Below are 17,233 nucleotides of genomic sequence, written 5' to 3' on the forward strand. Positions count from 1 at the left end.
GAGAGGGATTTAGGGTGAGGGCGAAAACTACGGTTCTCAACTTAGATGAGGTTTAAATAAAATATGTGGTAAATATATTTCATACCGATCAGCTTGATCCGAAGTTAGATATTTTACCTCACTGCCAAAAATTCTCTGAGTAAAAATTTTACTTCCCTCTTTGGTTAGATTTTGTGCATAGCAAAATGTTATAAATCTTTATGTAATGTGTGGACAAAAAGACAAACAAAATTTATGAAGACAAATAACAGCAAATTGCTGACCACGTTGGCAGGCATAGCAGGATTCACTAGTTTAAGCCTTCTCATTACTTTACCATCTGAAGCCAAAGAGGTACTAAATCCTAACCCCAGTATTTTCAACGAAGCCCCCTATAATAAGGGTCAACGCCTTCAAGCAAACGCTCAATACACACCAACTGAGGCTGCTTCCGAAACAGAAAAGGGCAATACCAAGCGCAAACAAGTAGCGCAGAAAGGTAGTGCAACAAATCCCAAACCAAGTATTTTCAACGAGCCTCCTTATAACCGTGGTGGTGGCGCTACACCTAGTGAACCAAAACCATCCATACCAGGTACTACCCCGGAAACTCAACCCAGTGAAACACCCACAACTCCACCAGGGCCAGGGGCAAGTGACAATGAAGGCAAAAACCTGTTTGCGTTGGCACAGTCAAACGCTTCTTTTACAACCTTAACCAAGGCTTTGGAAGCAGCAGGGTTGACTGGAGCTTTGCAAGGCAAAGATAACTTAACTATTTTTGCACCCACTGATGCAGCTTTTGCTAAGTTACCAGCAGATGCTTTGAAAGAATTGTTAAACCCAGCCAACAAAGAAGTATTGCTCAAGATTTTAACTTACCATGTAGTATCTGGTAAGGTATTGTCCACTGATTTGAAGTCTGGTGAAGTTAAAAGTCTTGAAGGTGGCGCAATCAATGTTAAGGTTGATCCTTCTACTGGTGTAACCGTTAATGATGCTAAAGTTACACAAGCAGATATCAAAGCCAGTAACGGTGTGATCCATGCAATTGATCAGGTAATTTTGCCTCCTGACTTGTAGCTTGTAGGTATTAGTACAATCAGTAACAGAATTAGGTAGGCATAAAGTATTAATACATAAAAATTCCGTTCAATGTTAATTTTGGACGGTTTTTTTGTATTGTAATAACGGTAAGCTAAATTGGCAACCCCACCTAATGGTTTTGCTTTTGGTTTGCAATCAGCTTTTGGTTTTTATCTTGCATTTCTAAAAGTTCAGGGATAGTAACAAACCTATAGCCTTGTTTCCGAAAGTTGGCAATAATTTCTGGTAAAGCTTGTACAGTTTTAGAGCGATTACCACCACCATCATGCATCAGCACAATCCCACCTGGTTTGGCTCTTCTGAACACATTATTAATTAACTTTGGTACAGCAGGACGTGAGTAGTCTACAGAGTCAGAAGACCAGAGGATGATGGCATATTTGCTATTTCTAGCGTAATCAGCCACACCATTGTGCATGATTCCCCCTGGTGGTCGAAATAGATTTGTTTTAATCCCTGTCACTTGATAAATCTGGTCTGCTGTGTGGTCAATTTCATAAGCGGCTGCTTGTGGATTCAAAAATTGATACCAATGATGCCAAGTATGATTACCAATTACGTGACCTTCAGCAATTTCTCGCTTTAGTAAGTCTGGATAATTCTTCACGTTCTGCCCAATGACAAAAAATGTCCCTTTGATTTGATTTTGTTTGAGAATATCCAGTACTTGAGCGGTGCTTTCAGGCCATGGGCCATCATCAAAGGTGAGAGCAATTACTTTCTGTTCGGGAGTAAGTTTTGCCGCATCAACTATTGCTCCTTGAAAGCTTTGTGGCACAGCGTATGAAAGACCTTTTATTTGTGCTTGTTGCTGCCAAATTTTAAGCATCGTTGCTTTTAATTCTTCAATCTGCTGTTGAGCTCCAACCTTCGCTGGTAGATTGTTTACATTTAAATTTTCTGTACTTTGGGCATCAGATGATCTTGACTTGATAAGCATCATCGTGCTGGTACTCAAGACAAGCAACGCTATTAATATTTTTTGCACACTAAAAAATGACTTATTGTCCTCCACTTCATAACTCCTTCAAGGGTAGAACCGTTTTTTTTTCACAACACTTCTGGCAGTTTTTTATACTTTTATAAGCCTTCTCATGCAAACTACAGCATGATTAGTAATATCTTTTTAAGTTAGCTCCAACCCTGACTCCGAAAAAATGCCTTACCTACGGATTTTGAGGCAGGAGGTAGAAACTTTTTATATATGATCTTGAGTCCTACATTTTGTACCTCAGTTATTTGCAAACTGTTGTATCTATAAACAAAACCTTCACCAGGAAGGTGAGAGCCTTCTTGTGCCTTAGCTTTCGTAGACTATAAGGGATGAGGGGAATTTAGAGAACTGTGAAAGGCAATTAATCCTGCCTTATTAACAAATATAGATTAAATATTGCATATCGCATTGACAAAGCCATTGCGAAATTATGACGAAGGTATGACCTTCCTTGAGTGATAACGGCACAGGGTAGATCCGTATTATTATTAGAGTAATCTCAACAGAAAATGGAGAAAGTGATGACAACCGTAACCCAGATGAAATGCGCATGTTCAACTTGCCTGTGTATCGTTTCAGTTGAGGATGCCATTAAAGAGGACGGCAAATACTATTGCTCTCAAGGCTGTGCTGAAGGTCACAAAACTATCAAAGGCTGTAGTCACAATGGCTGTGGCTGTTGAGTAGTGCTGAGTTACCGAAATGAAATTTAGATTGCGATGTGTGTCTCACTGCCTAACCTTTTTTCTAGAAGGGTTAGGCAGTGAGACAGGATATCAACGATTGAAGCTTCGATCATCGGAAGCCGACACTCCGACTTCTTGCGATCGCGCGCAGGAGTATATAATGCCCAGTGAGCAATCGTTGTAGGCGTTGTCTTTACTGAGTACTCAACCCTCTTTTGGTCATAGGCTAGACATTACATCCCGTGCAACTGCTAAAGTTTGCTCAATATCTTCTTCAGTGTGAGCAAAAGACGTAAACCCAGCTTCAAATTGAGAGGGTGCTAGGTAAACACCACGCTCTAACATCCCCCGATGGAAGCGTCCGAATTTGGCTGTATCAGACTTTTTCGCATCTTCATAGTTATGAACTGGGCCAGAGGTAAAGAATAAGCCAAACATCGCGCTGATTTGACCGCCGCAAGCTGCATGACCAGTTTCTTTAGCAATTTGCAGCAAACCATCTGCTAGCTTTTTGGTAATCCGCTCCAGATAATCGTAAGTACCTGGCTTTTGCAGCAATTCTAAAGTCTTAATACCAGCAGTCATCGCCAAAGGATTACCAGAAAGAGTCCCAGCTTGATATACGGGGCCAGCAGGGGCAACCATTGACATAATATCCCGACGACCGCCATAAGCTCCTACTGGCAAACCACCACCAATAACCTTACCCAAGGTTGTTAAATCGGGAGTAACGCCAAATTTTTCTTGAGCGCCACCGTAAGCAATGCGGAAGCCGGTCATCACTTCGTCAAATACCAATAAGGCTCCATACTCGTGAGTGAGTTCCCGTAATCCTTCTAGGAAACCAGCGTCGGGTGCAATAAATCCAGCATTACCAACAACTGGCTCCAGAATAACGCCAGCAATCTCGTCGCGGTTTTCTTCAAACAAGGCTTTGACGGATTCTAGGTCATTAAAAGGTGCGGTTAGAGTAGTGCTAGTTGCCGCTTTCGGAACTCCTGGTGAGTCTGGTAAGCCAAGTGTGGCAACACCAGAACCCGCCTTCACGAGAAAGGTATCGGCGTGTCCGTGGTAACAGCCTTCAAATTTGATGATTTTGTCTCGGTTGGTGAAAGCCCGCATTAGCCGTAAAACTCCCATACAGGCTTCAGTTCCAGAGTTGACAAATCTGACCATTTCGATGCTAGGAACGGCATCGATGACCATTTCTGCCAAAACATTTTCTAGAGTTGAGGGAGCGCCGAAACTAGTGCCTTTTTCTAAAGCTTCGTGCAACGCTGCAATTACTTCTGGATGAGCATGACCGCAAATAGCTGGGCCCCAAGTGCCTACATAGTCTATATATTTGTTGCCATCTACATCCCAAATATATGCACCTTTAACACGATCAAAAACGATGGGTTGTCCGCCTACAGATTTAAAGGCACGAACTGGAGAACTTACTCCTCCGGGCATGAGGTTTTGAGCGGCGGCGAAGACCTCTTGTGATTTTGTTGTTTTAATTGTGGTATTTACCAAGGTTCTCTCCTAACAGTGGGCAATAAAAAGCTCTATCTCAGGATAGTGTTAAAAATTGCTTAGAATTTCTATCCTATAGAATTAGATGAACCAAAAAAATAACAATATGTTATATAAGTCCAACAAAGACTTGCCTCTAGATATTCAAACTCGATTATCTGAAGCATACCAGGATCTTTACCGAGCCGCTTTTAACTCGGCCATCCATTGGTATGGTGAGGCATCAAAAGCTCACAAAGTTGCTTTAAGTGCTGTAAAAATGCAGTCTGCTATGGAACACAATGCTCTTGTTTAGAGCTAGATAAGATAGTTCAATTCAAAAAAATATACCAGTTGCTCTATTGAGAATGGTATCGTGAATCCATAAGTTATTCTCATTAGAGCAAACTAGCTGGTATGTCTTCTAACGATTTGCGATCGCTACATTACGCCATCCCTGTTGAAAAAATTCGCTACGATGAACGGGGTTTAGTGCCTGCAATTGTCCAAGATTATTTGGATGGTACTGTCCTGATGATGGCGTGGATGAATCAGGAGTCGTTACAAAAAACTTTAGAAACTGAAGAAACTTGGTTTTGGAGCCGTTCCCGGCAAGAATTATGGCACAAGGGAGCGACTTCTGGACATATTCAAAAAGTGCAAAGTATCCGTTATGACTGTGATAGTGATGCGCTGCTCATAGGGGTAGAGCAATTAGGAGATGTTGCTTGCCACACTGGGGAACGCAGTTGCTTTCACCAAATAGAAGGAAATATTGTCCCACCTCCTGGGGATACGTTGTCGCAATTGTTTCAAATAATATGCGATCGCCGCGATCATCCGACAGAAAGTTCTTATACCTGTAAGTTATTCGCAGGTGGCGATAACAAAATCCTGAAAAAGATCGGTGAGGAAACCGCAGAGGTGGTAATGGCCTTTAAGGATGATGAAGCAGATGCGATCGCAGGTGAAGTGGCTGATTTGCTATATCATACTTTGGTTGCCTTAGCTCACCATCAAGTTGATTTGAAATCTGTATATCGGAAGTTGCAAGAACGTCGTCAATAGAGTAGGCTCTACTCAGGCAAAATCCGATTGAGATACTGTAAAATCACCACGACAATCAGCACACTCAAGGGGAATCCTAACCAGAAAGTATTGGTAATAATTTGCGGTTGATCTAATGCCCATCCACCCAAGGGATGACCAATAAAAGACCCAGTAGCCCAGCACACAGCATTGACGGAAAAATAAACACCACGTTGATTTTCCGGGGCTAACTCGGTGACTAAGGAGGCGGCAGATGGAGTATAAGAAACAATTGCAACTGCAAATACTCCCAATGCTAATGCTACCCAAACTAAATTATCAGATGTGGCAGTACCACTTACCCAAATGAGTCCAAAACCAACTCCCCAAAGAATGGCAGAAACGGTGAGTGCAAGTGTGTGAGAACAGCGTTTTAAGAAACTGGTGACAGGTAATTGACAAATGATAGCTAGCACCAGATGCCAAGCAAATAGAACGCTAATAGTAGTTTGGGCAAATCCTTCGGTAGCACTTTTGATCACAAAGTTTCTGAAGTAAAGCGGTAGGGTGCTATGGATTTGAGAAATATAGATTGTAAAGAATATATTAACTGCGATGTAGACCAGGAAACGGCGATCGCTTAATACTGCCATCCAAGAAGCAATATATTCTTTCCTTTCCAATTCCTTTATTTGCGGTTGTTCGATTTTACTAATCCCTACATAGACAACCCCAAAAAACATCAGATAAGAAATGGCATCAATGACAAATAGCCATCGATAACTCCCAATTATCGCGATTAAAAACCCAGCAATCATAATTCCGATCGCTAACCCCAGATTATCAGCCAGTCGTGCGATCGCAAAAGTTTCACGGCGATTGTCAATTTGGCTAGCGTCGGCAACAACAGCTTCAGCCGCCGGCCAATAGAAACCTATCCCTAAACCGCTAATCAAGCTACCAACTACCAAAATAGTAAAATCATTGGTTGCAGATAAAACCAGAGAACCTATTGCTGAAATCGCCGTCGCTAGCAACAAAGTGCGGCGGCGGCCCCAGTGTTCAGAATCAGCCAAAGAACCACCTACAATCCTCCCCACAATGCCGGAAATCGAGGCGCTACCCAAGGCTACCCCAACACTAGTTGCGGATAAACCAACTTCATTGACAAAAAAGATGGGGGCGTAAAACAAGGTAAAGCCGGTACCAACTTCCGAGAGAAATCTACCAATCGCAAAAATCCAGACTTGGGGATGTATTGAGGGCAGCCACGATGATAGCTGAGATTGAGAAGCTAATTTCATGAGTTTAGATGTCATAGTTTGGCGACATTTTTGTAATTCTTATCATTGGCTGCTATTTTTCTGACTCATTCCACAGGGTTTCCACAGGGATTTTAGCAGTTTTCCACAGGTTCACTACGAACTAATGCGCTTCTTACCGCCTTGCTGGGGATTGTTAATTAACAGTGGCAAAGAACTTCAAGGACTGAGTTTTTATAAAGTAAAGTAACGAAAAACAGACTCTAATGCTGATTCTTTCGTTCGTGTTTATTTTTTATACATTCGTTTTTAACATTTCGCAGCATTGACAAACCCACCCCCTCTTGGCGCACAATGATTCGGCTTGCTTTTGTAATTCGTTCAACCGTTGGCATCAAATGTGTAAAATATATTACCTAAGATGTGGGCGCAGATTGTCGGGCTGGCAAAAGAGTGGTGAGGAAGCCATAAGCCGCTTCACCGCAAGCAACTTGTCCCTCTTGATTATCCTCATAGGAGGAAAATCTCATGAAATCAACGGTCAGCATCTTTACAGAAATTCCCGAAACACTCCACGAATCCTTAAAAAACTACCTAGAAACCCATCCCGATTGGGATGAAAATAGGGTATTGACGGCGGCACTATCATTGTTTTTACTCCAAAATGGAGGTAGCGATCGCCGTGCTGCCCGAGTCTATCTGGAAACTTTATTCCACCACTCCTCAGTAGAAACCAGTATCAATTCACCCGCAACAGCTAATCTATTAGATACCCCATAGGTACGGGCGTTATTTTCGCTCATGCTCTAATGTGGGCACGGTTTGCCGTGCCCCATCAATGGGATTTGACCCGATAGCAATTAAGCATATCGGGGCAATATTACAACAAAACAGATCGGGAGATTCTGTTCTATAACTTGCTCAAAACTATACGCAGTAGGGACAATTCACAAATTACTCCTACTGCGTATACGTATTTTTACCTTAGAGTATGGGCAAGAAAAAACAAGGGGCTTAAGCTCCTTGTTCTGAAACCTGCAAAGGCAGGTAAAGTCTCGTGTAAATGGGGTTTCTAAGCGCCGATTTCAGGTTAAATTGACAAGCTATGCGCCCCTAAAAACTTCACCTAAGCACATATCTGCCAAAACATCCAAAGAAATATTTTCCAGTGGACTTTCTCTACTGTCCACTGTCTTAAACCGATAAACCAATATCTCAAATAACTGTCTGGTCAGTATTTGAGCAATATCTATCTATATTTGATTGTCTAAATTTGTCTTTTACTAAAGCTAAAGAGATTCACTAATCATCTACCCCCAGAGTCAACAGTCAAGAGTTAAAAAACTCTAGACTATAAACTCAGGATTTGGCTTCCAACTGTTGGGGGTGAGCAGGAGAAGATTCAAACTTATACCCTACGCCACGTACAGTTTGAATTAATGCTGGCTGACTAGCATCAATTTCAATCTTCTTGCGAATTTGACCAATATGTACATCCACAACCCGTTGGTCGCCGACATATTCATAGTCCCACACCTCTTGGATTAGTTCTGCCCGCCGCCAAACTCGACCTGGATGACTTGCTAAAAAATGCAACAAGTCAAATTCCAGAGCAGTTAAGGGTACTGCTTGGTTATTAAGTGCTACCTCCCGTCGCACCGGATCAATCATCAGTTTTTCAAATACCAAGCGTTTCTGCTCGGCAGTAGTTATCACTCGCTGACGCCTCAAAATTGCTCCGACTCTGACTTCTAGCTCTCCCAACCCAAAAGGCTTGGTGAGATAGTCGTCAGCGCCTTTGGCAAAGCCACGAATTTTGTCAGCTTCGTCAGCACGGCTAGTCAACATCAGAACAAAAACACCATTACGACTTTGCATCTCTTGGCAAAGGTTAAACCCCGTTACATCTGGTAGATTCACGTCTAGAATCACCAAATCAGGGTTAAATTGCTCAAATAGAGCTAAGGCTGTCTTTCCATCTTCGGCAGCCTCCACCTGATAGTTCTGTTTAATCAAAAAGCGTTGGATTAAATTCCGAACCGCAGGATCGTCGTCAACTACAAGAATCTTGGCAGGAGCCATGACCATTACTTTGCACAAAAATTCGTAAGATTAACAAAAGGGTTGCGTAAAAACGCAGTTACCACTTTGGCACTAACTAAGAATCTACATGGCTACGGTATGGGAATCCCGATCATTCACAAATAAATACTGTAATCAGGAATGTGGGCGATGAGAACGCGAAACTTCTGTTAACCACAGTAGATAGGCGCTCTGACTTTAGCCGTAATAGTTCTAGTTAGGTGGCAACCTAAAACGTTTCAATTTTAAATCGATATGCGGATATATACCACAAGCGATTATTCAGTATAATTAAAAAAATCTATTAGGGCACAGTAATTTTGCCAAATTGAAAGCAGTAAAGTTGATTTTTTCATAAAAACTATGGATTTTAGGTACTCTCCGTTCAAATTCTAGATTAAAGCTAGAATTAAGCAACGACATGAGGGTATACACGGAGTTATAGCGATATGTTAAAGTGACTATAGTTGAAATTACAAAGTCAATCAAACTAACCCGTGCTACTATCCTGGTAGGGCATAAAAGTAGGTCGAGACTTTAGTTTCGATTAAAACAAAACCTAAAACTGTTTTTTATTCGATAAAAGACTGCCGCTGACTGAGGCTGAAGTAACAAACTCCCATGAGCGATCAAAATCCCTACGAAAAACTTGGGGTATCAGAAGAGGCTAGCTTCGATGAAATTCAGGATGCTCGTAATCGCCTATTCGAGCAACATAGTGGCGATTCCAAGCATTTAGAAGTAATTGAAGCTGCTTACGATGCGATTTTAATGGATCGCTTACGGATGCGCCAGGAAGGTAAAATTAAAGTTCCTGAACGTATCCGGTTTCCAGAGTTGCGCGTGCAATCACCTCCTAAAGAAAGTCCAACGCCTCGTGAGCAGTCACCTGCATGGCTGCAAAGGATGCTGGATCAGCCAACACCTGCGGATATACTTTTGCCAGGAGCTTGGTTTCTTGGTTTGAGTTCTATCAGCTTGTTTTACCCAGAGGGAGGTGAGCAGGTTTTGCAGTTAGCATTGGTGGTTGGGGTAGGCACCAGTATTTACTTTCTCAATCGCAAAGAAGGCAAATTTGGCCGAGCAGTTTTGTTTACCCTGATCAGTTTAATCATTGGCTTAATCGCTGGGGGACTAGTTGCTAGCTGGCTCTTACCACAAATATCATCATTCACCAATCTGGGAACGAATCAGTTCTCTACTGTATTAACCTTTATATTGTTGTGGTTGGTTAGTAGTTTTCTCCGGTAAACCACTAGCTGTAAGCAAGTTTCTATAAAGAATACATGGTTTATAGCGGTTTTCGGTCTAGTGAAGTACAATTCAAAGCCTCTCTCCTTTTAGGAGAGAGGCTTTGAATTGTTCTCCCTTCCCGCAACGGGTTGGGCAGGGTGGATTAATTTGTAAATAACTCACCTCGCATCACAGTTACCGCTTGTCCGGCCAGAAAGACGCGATCGCCTCCGGTATAACGTACTTTTACGACTCCACCGCGACGGGATGCTTGATAAGCCAATAACTCATCTTTGTGTAAGCGATCGCGCCAGAAGGGAGCAAGACAGCAATGGGTAGCCCCAGTTACAGGGTCTTCATCAATTCCTAAACCTGGTGCAAATAAACGAGAGACGAAATCGTATTCAGAATCAGAGTCGGTAAGGCTGGTGACAATGATCTCAGAAATAGGTAAAGTTTTTAATATTTGAAAATTTGGCTGTACTTGCCGCACCAAATCTTCAGATTCCAATTCCACTAAATAGCCAAAAGAATTTAAGAAAACGGATTTGTATGGTACACCCAAAGCAGCCTTAAGTTCTCGCGGGGCGACTGTTTCTTGTGAGTGATTCACAGGAAAATCTAACTCAATCCACTCACCTTGCAACTTAGCAATCAGCACTCCGCTTTTGGTGTAAAATCGCGCAACTTCATTCTGCGACAAATGCCCCTCTGACCAAAGTACATGGGCACTAGCTAAGGTTGCGTGACCACAAAGAGGCACTTCTACCGTCGGCGTAAACCAACGCAGATTGAAGCCATCATCCTGTCTCAATAAAAAAGCTGTCTCAGATAAATTCATCTCCTGCGCCACATTCTGCATCCAACGTTGATTTTGGTGAGTAGGCAAAACACAGACAGCAGCAGGATTTCCTGCGAAAGGTCTATTGGTAAAAGCATCAACCTGAGTAATGATTTGTCCCATTAGAGTCACCTTAAAAGTTAGACAGCAATATACTTATCAGGAGTGTGTTGGAGATTTATGCCGCTAGTTACAATTATTTTTAAGCTCATTACTATGCGTCTATAGGGGCAGGGGGCGGGGGAGGATGAGGGAGATGAGGGAGTGAGGGAGAAAAATTAATGCCCAATGACAGCTTCCGCCAGTTAGCTTTAATTGCGCCAACCTACTTACAGTACCTTATAAATTAGGAATACAATCTCCAAAAACTAGGGTCAATGTTCAAGCAAAACGGAAATATAAGGATAAAAATCTTCAGAAGCATCTTTGCTGTTGTCAACTTAGCGCTAATTTCTGGAGGATTAGTTAGTTGTGTTGTTGAGGCACCGCCACCATCTGTGCCAACTGAGCAACAAAAACCCGTCATACAACCAACCCAACAACCTAAGCAGCAAGACAAAGATAATGATAGTGGCGATCGCAAAGATGATAAACACGACGAGAAAGACGAGAAAGACGATAACGACTAAATAAGTTGGCGCTTAAAACCCTTACTAATGACCAATGACAAAGGACAAATGACAACCTTAGCCAGTTAGCTTTAATTACGCCGACCTACTTAAATAAAGGCAAAACTATAACCTTGAGTTCCTATTTATGCTTATCCCACAAACTTCTACTTCCCTCGTCGATTGTTTACGCCTCCGACGGCAACAACTAGCAAACCTCATTAAGTTTCCCGTAATTCTGTGGTCAGGTAGCAACAGTCCCCGCAACTTTCCAGCAAATCCCTTTCCGTTTCGCGCTAACAGTCATTTCCTGTATTTTGCCGGACTGCCATTATCAAATGCGGCAATTCGTTTAGAAGGGGGCAAGCTAGAACTATTCATGGACGATCCATCACCTAGCAGCACCCTTTGGCATGGAGAAATGCCAACGCGCAATGAAATAGCCCAGAAGATTGGGGCAGATGTGGCTCGACCAATGGCAGAATTAGAGTCTTGGGTAGAAGATGCTGTCACACTTGCTGTACAAGATGCAGCGACATGGACGCAACAATCGCAGCTATTAAATAGATGGGTTTTACCCCAAAGTCCTCCCCAAGGAATTGACTTAGATTTAGCTAAAGCGATCGCTTATATCCGCCTCACTCACGATGAAGTTGCATTAACCGAGTTGCGAAAAGCTGCTGCTGTCACAGTTGAAGCCCACAAAGCTGGGATGGCAGCAACACCTCAAGCCAAACTAGAAGCAGAAGTTCGCGCAGCAATGGAAGGGGTAATTATTGCCCACAATATGACCACCTCTTACAACAGTATTGTCACCGTTCACGGCGAAGTTTTGCATAACGAACACTATCACCACCCCTTACAACCAGGTGATTTACTACTTGCCGATGTTGGCGCTGAAACAGAGATGGGTTGGGCAGGTGATGTCACTCGCACATGGCCAGTTTCTGGTAAGTTTTCATCTACCCAGAGAGATATTTATAATGTGGTGCTGGCGGCTCATGATGCTTGCATTGCCAAAATACAGCCTGGTGTAGAGTATGAGGATATTCATCTATTGGCTGCCACGGTTATAGCTGAAGGTTTAGTAGAGTTAGGCATTTTCCAAGGAAATCCTCAATATTTAGTAGAGATGGATGCTCACGCGCTGTTTTTCCCTCATGGTATCGGTCATCTACTGGGTTTAGATGTCCATGATATGGAAGATTTGGGAGATTTAGCAGGGTATGAAGAAGGACGGAAAAGAAGCGATCGCTTTGGCTTAAGCTACCTCCGTTTAAATCGTCCCCTGCGTCCAGGAATGTTGGTAACAATTGAACCCGGTTTTTATCAAGTTCCAGCAATTTTAAATGATGCTAATCTGCGCTCAAAATATCAAAATGTAGTGAATTGGCAGCGTTTATGTGAATTTGCCGATGTGCGCGGAATCCGCATCGAAGATGATGTTTTAGTTACAGCAGAAGGTAGCGAAGTTTTAACAGCCGCATTACCAAATGATGCCGATACTATAGAAAATTTAGTAGGTCGTTAATCTAGCCTTTAAAAGTGGTTCGACAACCCAATCAACGCGATCTTTTCCCCAAAATCTCTCGCCTTCGACTACCCAAGTAGGGACTCCGGGACAGCCAAACTGTTCATATTCTGCCAAAGCTGCCACTGCTGCAAGTTTTGCTGCTTCGCCGTGGATTAATTCCAGAATGCGATCGCCATTTAACCCAACATCATTTGCAACTGTACATCTTATTCTGTGTTAGTTCGCTATTAGACTTTATATTTGAATAAGGTACGGAAACATTGGATTAATGCCTTATGCTCTCAAAAGAAGCTGTTAACATCTGAAAAAATTAACAAGCGAAGTTACTCCCTTAGACAAGAGTTGCAATATGACTGATGTTTTTATCTCATATTCCCGAAAGGATAAGGAGTTTGTCCAAAAACTTCATGCATCACTTCAACAATATCATCAAGATACTTGGGTAGACTGGCAAGATATCCCGATTACAGCAGACTGGTGGTTCGAGATTGAGGCTGGAATTGAGGGTGCTAACACCTTTGTCTTCATTATCAGTCCAGATTCGGTAACTTCAAAGGTTTGCCATCAGGAGATTGAACATGCTGTTAAACACAACAAGCGGCTAATACCGCTTGTGCGACGAGAAAATTTTGAAATGATGCAACTGCATCCTGCTTTATCAAAGTACAATTGGTTGTTCTTTAGGGATGTGGATGATTTCGCAAGTGCTTTTCAAGCGTTGATAAAAGCAATTGATACAGATTTAGATCACGTTCGTACCCACACACACTTGCTGGTACGTGCTAATGAGTGGGATAAAAAAAGTCGTGATGCCAGTTATTTGCTACGCGGTAGTGCCTTGGCAGATGCCGAGCAATGGTTAACGCAAAATGTCTACAAAGAACCAGAAGCAACAAATCTTCATAGAGAGTATATTACTGCCAGTCTCACAGCCGAAACTGCATCTCTTTTATACCGGAATCTAGTCATATTTATTAATAATTTTTATAAACTGATTACCAGTTTCCGACGTTCAAAACGAGATATTTTTCCTTTGCTTGTTGAATGGGGATTTTACCTTTTAGCTACTGTTAATATATTTCTGGTGGTCTTTGATATAACCTATATTCCTTGGCGTGATTTTTACTTCCTAAAACTTCCGCAAATTACCCAGATTTATGACCCAATTAAAGGTATTGAACCTCATCGAGAAACATTTTTTTATCTCGAAACAGTAGACGCATTAGAAGAAGAGGTAAGCCAGACAGGGTTACAGTCGTCTCAGGTACAAACCAGACTGAAGGAAATCAACCGTCTCAGCATTGAGATGGTTGATACCAACCCCTTTGCAGCCGTGGGTAAGAGTGGTACTTTTGAAAAAATCAGAAATCGGATGCGCGATCGCATTGGTAACAAGTCTGCAAAACATTCCTTTAGTATTTTTTGGAGTCAAGCATATTTATCTCAAAAAGGCTGGAACCAAGAGATTAATTTTTTTAACCAGAAAATCCGACCCTTAATTTCACCAAACTACTACCGCAGTTTCGGAGAAGATGGCGAACCTGTGGATAATTTTTGGCTAATTGATTTACCTTTTAATATTATATTTACAGTTGAATTGTTACTTCACTCATTGTATGTTGCTAAAAAACTAAATATCTCTTATGGAGAAGCTTTAAGAACACGATGGTATGATTACTTCTGGTTAATATTTACGGTTCACGGGGTTTGGTTACGTTTGCTGCGTATCATTCCCTATTCTGTCCGCTCGTACCAGTTAGGGGTAGTTGGAAAAGTTTTGCAGGTAAGACTAATAACTACCCGCATTGTCAAAGCTTTATTTGCACCCAAAAGCAGGTAAGCTGAAAAAATATCAGGCAAAATCATAATTGAAATTCGGTATTTTGATATTAAATTTGGCTTTTAACCCATTGGCGAATCTTCTTTCATAATTGAATAAAGGTAGGTATCTGGTTGCTACAGTCGGGCTGAAAAATACTAAGCTGGTAAATAGCACGTTTAAAATTTAGCGGAAATTCGGAATCGCATTCATCGGCGGTTCAAGATTCCTCATTGGCGAACTACCTGTAATTACATTATGTTTGATGCATTATCTGACCGTTTAGAAGCCGCCTGGAAGAAACTGCGGGGACAGGACAAAATTTCTCAATCCAACATTCAAGATGCATTGCGCGAAGTGCGCCGCGCCTTGTTGGAGGCAGATGTCAATCTCCAGGTAGTCAAAGATTTTATTAGCGAAGTCGAAGCCAAAGCCCAGGGAGCCGAGGTGGTTACTGGCGTGCGACCTGACCAACAGTTCATCAAAATTGTTCACGATGAACTGGTGGAGGTGATGGGAGAAGAAAATGTTCCCATCGCAGAAGCCCAAGAAAAGCCTACTATTGTGTTGATGGCTGGTTTGCAAGGTACTGGTAAAACCACAGCTACCGCTAAGTTAGCCTTACATTTAAGAAAATTAGATCGTAGCTGTTTGTTGGTGGCGACAGACATATATCGCCCAGCAGCGATCGACCAGTTGCTGACGTTGGGTAAGCAAATTGACGTACCAGTATTTGAACTAGGAAGCGACGCAGATCCCGTAGAAATTGCTCGACAGGGCGTAGAACGCGCTAGAGCAGAAGGGGTAAACACAGTAATTATTGATACTGCTGGTCGTCTGCAAATTGACGAAGATATGATGGCGGAGTTAGCCCGCATCAAAGCAACTGTCCAACCCCATGAGACTCTGTTGGTGGTGGACGCGATGACTGGTCAAGAGGCAGCAAATCTGACTCGTACCTTCCACGATCAAATCGGAATTACTGGGGCAATTCTCACCAAGATGGATGGTGATAGCCGTGGTGGTGCAGCGCTTTCTGTGCGAAAGATTTCGGGAGCGCCGATTAAGTTTGTGGGCGTGGGTGAAAAAGTCGAGGCACTACAACCCTTTTATCCCGATCGCATGGCATCCCGAATTTTGGGAATGGGCGATGTGCTAACCCTGGTAGAAAAAGCCCAAGAAGAGTTTGATTTAGCTGATGCGGAGAAAATGCAGGAGAAAATCCTGTCAGCAAAGTTTGACTTTACAGACTTTCTCAAGCAGTTACGAATGCTGAAGAATATGGGATCTCTGGGAGGCTTCATCAAGATGATCCCAGGGATGAACAAGCTCTCAGACGACCAACTCAAGCAGGGAGAAACCCAGTTGAAACGCTGTGAGGCGATGATTAACTCCATGACTCGCCAAGAACGCCACGACCCCGATTTATTAGCCAGTTCTCCCAGTCGGCGGCGACGGATTGCTTCTGGCTCCGGTTATAGAGAGTCAGATGTGACTAAACTGGTGGGTGATTTCCAAAAAATGCGATCGCTCATGCAGCAAATGGGTCAAGGTGGTTTCCCCGGAATGCCGGGAATGTTCGGCGGTGGCGGCGGTATGGGCAACGCCTTCGCAGGTGCTGGCAATCGTCCCGCAGCCCCCGGATGGCGTGGCTATGGCGGTGATGCAGGCACGAAAAAGAAAAAAACCAAAGAGAAAAAGAAAAAAGGCTTTGGCAATCTTTAGGGATTGGGCATTGGTAATTTGCAAATGACAAATGATTAATGACTAATGACAAATAGCACCAAATGCTAGACCAGTGCTAAAATTAGCATTTCGGCATACTTAACCAATTAGGAGAACGATTCTTCAACCATGATCAAACTGCGCTTGAAGCGATTCGGTAAAAAACGGGAAGCAAGTTACCGCATTGTCGCCATTAATAACCTCGCTCGCCGTGATGGCCGTCCCCTAGAAGAATTGGGCTTCTATAACCCCAGAACCGATGAAGTGCGATTAGACGTTCCCGGTATCGTCAAGCGACTACAACAAGGCGCTCAACCCACTGACACCGTACGTCGCATTCTAGTAAAAGCTAATGTTTTTGAACAGGTCAGTGCAACAACAGCCGCATCATAATTTCGGAACAAAATTGCCAACAGCCAGTCCCAACTATGTTGATCTGGTTAGGTTTTTGGTGCAGCCGTTTTTGGAATCTCCAGAGACTTTAAGCGTCGATTGTGAAATTTCTCAGGCCCTAAACCGGGTTTGGGTTCGCATCGCCTTTGAAAGCACAGATAAAGGAAAAGTGTTTGGTCGAGGGGGACGCAATATTCAGGCGATTCGTACAGTAATTGCCGCAGCCGCAGCCGCAGCTGGGCAATCAGCATACTTAGATATCTACGGCAGTACCACTCCGGGCCGCGAAGGTATGTCTTTTGATGAAGACACAGAAGAGCGATCGCCACCGCCGACGAGGAGAGAAGCGCGTGGAAATGATGGGCCTAAACCCATTGTTAAACCCCGCCTCCGCTAGGCTAAAACTAGAGAGCAAATCTGAGCGGTTGTAGTTACCTCCGCTCA

17 protein-coding genes and 1 pseudogene are annotated in these 17,233 nt (G+C 42.9%); 12 read left to right on the forward strand and 6 right to left on the reverse strand.

All coding sequences use genetic code 11. From position 1 onward, the window contains the following. The first annotated feature begins 234 nt into the window (after nt 1–234). The gene (locus HWQ36_RS06865) at nt 235–1,062 is read left to right on the forward strand and encodes a fasciclin domain-containing protein (RefSeq protein ID WP_292699565.1); all 828 of its coding nucleotides are present in this window, start codon (nt 235–237) and stop codon (nt 1,060–1,062) included. A gap of 133 nt (nt 1,063–1,195) precedes the next feature. On the opposite strand, the gene HWQ36_RS06870 is transcribed toward HWQ36_RS06865, so the two are convergent. Then, nucleotides 1,196–2,101 (reverse strand): polysaccharide deacetylase family protein, encoded by a 906-nt coding sequence (locus HWQ36_RS06870; protein WP_292699567.1) that lies wholly within the window; start codon nt 2,099–2,101, stop codon nt 1,196–1,198. 500 nt (nt 2,102–2,601) lie between these two features. Between HWQ36_RS06870 and HWQ36_RS06875 the strand changes: the two genes are divergently transcribed. Next, nucleotides 2,602–2,763: a metallothionein gene (locus tag HWQ36_RS06875; RefSeq protein ID WP_292699570.1), complete on the forward strand. Its 162-nt coding sequence runs from the start codon at nt 2,602–2,604 to the stop codon at nt 2,761–2,763. Between the two features lie 222 nt (nt 2,764–2,985). On the opposite strand, the gene hemL is transcribed toward HWQ36_RS06875, so the two are convergent. Then, nucleotides 2,986–4,284 (reverse strand): glutamate-1-semialdehyde 2,1-aminomutase, encoded by a 1,299-nt coding sequence (gene hemL, locus HWQ36_RS06880; RefSeq protein ID WP_292699572.1) that lies wholly within the window; start codon nt 4,282–4,284, stop codon nt 2,986–2,988. A gap of 106 nt (nt 4,285–4,390) precedes the next feature. Between hemL and HWQ36_RS06885 the strand changes: the two genes are divergently transcribed. Then, nucleotides 4,391–4,579: a ChaB family protein gene (locus HWQ36_RS06885; protein ID WP_012410442.1), complete on the forward strand. Its 189-nt coding sequence runs from the start codon at nt 4,391–4,393 to the stop codon at nt 4,577–4,579. A 101-nt stretch (nt 4,580–4,680) separates the two neighbouring features. Further along, on the forward strand, nt 4,681–5,331 hold the full coding sequence (hisIE, locus tag HWQ36_RS06890; protein ID WP_292699583.1) for a bifunctional phosphoribosyl-AMP cyclohydrolase/phosphoribosyl-ATP diphosphatase HisIE: 651 nt from the start codon (nt 4,681–4,683) through the stop codon (nt 5,329–5,331). An 8-nt stretch (nt 5,332–5,339) separates the two neighbouring features. Here the strand turns inward: hisIE and HWQ36_RS06895 are convergent, their stop codons facing one another. Further along, nucleotides 5,340–6,611: an MFS transporter gene (locus HWQ36_RS06895; RefSeq protein WP_292699585.1), complete on the reverse strand. Its 1,272-nt coding sequence runs from the start codon at nt 6,609–6,611 to the stop codon at nt 5,340–5,342. 471 nt (nt 6,612–7,082) lie between these two features. Between HWQ36_RS06895 and HWQ36_RS06900 the strand changes: the two are divergent. Then, a pseudogene (locus HWQ36_RS06900) lies at nt 7,083–7,274 on the forward strand (DUF2811 domain-containing protein); the annotation flags it as partial. A gap of 639 nt (nt 7,275–7,913) precedes the next feature. Here the strand turns inward: HWQ36_RS06900 and HWQ36_RS06905 are convergent. After that, nucleotides 7,914–8,636, reverse strand: a complete 723-nt coding sequence (locus HWQ36_RS06905; RefSeq protein ID WP_292699587.1) for a response regulator transcription factor — start codon at nt 8,634–8,636, stop codon at nt 7,914–7,916. A 621-nt stretch (nt 8,637–9,257) separates the two neighbouring features. Here HWQ36_RS06905 and HWQ36_RS06910 point away from each other — a divergent pair. After that, nucleotides 9,258–9,887, forward strand: a complete 630-nt coding sequence (locus HWQ36_RS06910; protein ID WP_292699589.1) for a CPP1-like family protein — start codon at nt 9,258–9,260, stop codon at nt 9,885–9,887. A gap of 145 nt (nt 9,888–10,032) precedes the next feature. Here HWQ36_RS06910 and HWQ36_RS06915 read toward each other — a convergent pair whose 3' ends face one another. Then, nucleotides 10,033–10,833, reverse strand: coding sequence for a PhzF family phenazine biosynthesis protein (locus HWQ36_RS06915; RefSeq protein ID WP_292699591.1), 801 nt, complete (start codon nt 10,831–10,833; stop codon nt 10,033–10,035). A 254-nt stretch (nt 10,834–11,087) separates the two neighbouring features. Here HWQ36_RS06915 and HWQ36_RS06920 point away from each other — a divergent pair, with 254 nt between their 5' ends. Further along, nucleotides 11,088–11,339 carry a hypothetical protein gene (locus HWQ36_RS06920; RefSeq protein WP_292699593.1) on the forward strand — a complete coding sequence of 84 codons (252 nt, stop codon included), beginning with the start codon at nt 11,088–11,090 and terminating at the stop codon, nt 11,337–11,339. A gap of 127 nt (nt 11,340–11,466) precedes the next feature. Further along, a complete protein-coding gene (locus tag HWQ36_RS06925) occupies nt 11,467–12,849 on the forward strand; it encodes an aminopeptidase P family protein (RefSeq protein WP_292699595.1) in 1,383 nt (460 codons plus the stop codon). On the opposite strand, the gene HWQ36_RS06930 is transcribed toward HWQ36_RS06925, so the two are convergent. Continuing rightward, a complete protein-coding gene (locus HWQ36_RS06930; RefSeq protein WP_292699729.1) occupies nt 12,835–13,062 on the reverse strand; it encodes a DsbA family protein in 228 nt (75 codons plus the stop codon). The genes HWQ36_RS06925 and HWQ36_RS06930 overlap by 15 nt on opposite strands. Nucleotides 13,063–13,201: 139 nt before the next feature. On the opposite strand from HWQ36_RS06930, the gene HWQ36_RS34325 reads away from it, so the two are divergent. The 4 genes from HWQ36_RS34325 (at nt 13,202) to HWQ36_RS06955 (ending at nt 17,186) form a co-directional block, all read left to right on the forward strand. Beyond that, nucleotides 13,202–14,692, forward strand: coding sequence for a toll/interleukin-1 receptor domain-containing protein (locus HWQ36_RS34325; RefSeq protein ID WP_366828537.1), 1,491 nt, complete (start codon nt 13,202–13,204; stop codon nt 14,690–14,692). A gap of 237 nt (nt 14,693–14,929) precedes the next feature. Further along, nucleotides 14,930–16,396 carry a signal recognition particle protein gene (gene ffh / locus HWQ36_RS06945; protein ID WP_292699597.1) on the forward strand — a complete coding sequence of 489 codons (1,467 nt, stop codon included), beginning with the start codon at nt 14,930–14,932 and terminating at the stop codon, nt 16,394–16,396. 129 nt (nt 16,397–16,525) lie between these two features. Continuing rightward, nucleotides 16,526–16,789: a 30S ribosomal protein S16 gene (gene rpsP / locus HWQ36_RS06950; RefSeq protein WP_094328165.1), complete on the forward strand. Its 264-nt coding sequence runs from the start codon at nt 16,526–16,528 to the stop codon at nt 16,787–16,789. Beyond that, nucleotides 16,749–17,186 (forward strand): KH domain-containing protein, encoded by a 438-nt coding sequence (locus tag HWQ36_RS06955; RefSeq protein WP_292699603.1) that lies wholly within the window; start codon nt 16,749–16,751, stop codon nt 17,184–17,186. The genes rpsP and HWQ36_RS06955 overlap by 41 nt, the downstream gene beginning before the upstream one ends. Nucleotides 17,187–17,233 lie beyond the last annotated feature (47 nt).

Source organism: Nostoc sp. NMS2 (genome assembly GCF_017115105.1).
Taxonomy (GTDB): Bacteria; Cyanobacteriota; Cyanobacteriia; order Cyanobacteriales; family Nostocaceae; genus Nostoc.

Bases quoted from the DNA above. Each gene is read 5' to 3' on its own strand.
- HWQ36_RS06865 (WP_292699565.1), top strand. From the start codon at position 235: ATGAAGACAAATAACAGCAAATTGCTGACCACGTTGGCAGGCATAGCA.
- HWQ36_RS06875 (WP_292699570.1), top strand. From the start codon at position 2,602: ATGACAACCGTAACCCAGATGAAATGCGCATGTTCAACTTGCCTGTGT.
- HWQ36_RS06885 (WP_012410442.1), top strand. From the start codon at position 4,391: ATGTTATATAAGTCCAACAAAGACTTGCCTCTAGATATTCAAACTCGA.
- hisIE (WP_292699583.1), top strand. From the start codon at position 4,681: ATGTCTTCTAACGATTTGCGATCGCTACATTACGCCATCCCTGTTGAA.
- HWQ36_RS06895 (WP_292699585.1), bottom strand. From the start codon at position 6,611: ATGACATCTAAACTCATGAAATTAGCTTCTCAATCTCAGCTATCATCG.
- HWQ36_RS06905 (WP_292699587.1), bottom strand. From the start codon at position 8,636: ATGGCTCCTGCCAAGATTCTTGTAGTTGACGACGATCCTGCGGTTCGG.
- HWQ36_RS06910 (WP_292699589.1), top strand. From the start codon at position 9,258: ATGAGCGATCAAAATCCCTACGAAAAACTTGGGGTATCAGAAGAGGCT.
- HWQ36_RS06915 (WP_292699591.1), bottom strand. From the start codon at position 10,833: ATGGGACAAATCATTACTCAGGTTGATGCTTTTACCAATAGACCTTTC.
- HWQ36_RS06920 (WP_292699593.1), top strand. From the start codon at position 11,088: ATGTTCAAGCAAAACGGAAATATAAGGATAAAAATCTTCAGAAGCATC.
- HWQ36_RS06925 (WP_292699595.1), top strand. From the start codon at position 11,467: ATGCTTATCCCACAAACTTCTACTTCCCTCGTCGATTGTTTACGCCTC.
- HWQ36_RS34325 (WP_366828537.1), top strand. From the start codon at position 13,202: ATGACTGATGTTTTTATCTCATATTCCCGAAAGGATAAGGAGTTTGTC.
- ffh (WP_292699597.1), top strand. From the start codon at position 14,930: ATGTTTGATGCATTATCTGACCGTTTAGAAGCCGCCTGGAAGAAACTG.
- rpsP (WP_094328165.1), top strand. From the start codon at position 16,526: ATGATCAAACTGCGCTTGAAGCGATTCGGTAAAAAACGGGAAGCAAGT.
- HWQ36_RS06955 (WP_292699603.1), top strand. From the start codon at position 16,749: ATGTTTTTGAACAGGTCAGTGCAACAACAGCCGCATCATAATTTCGGA.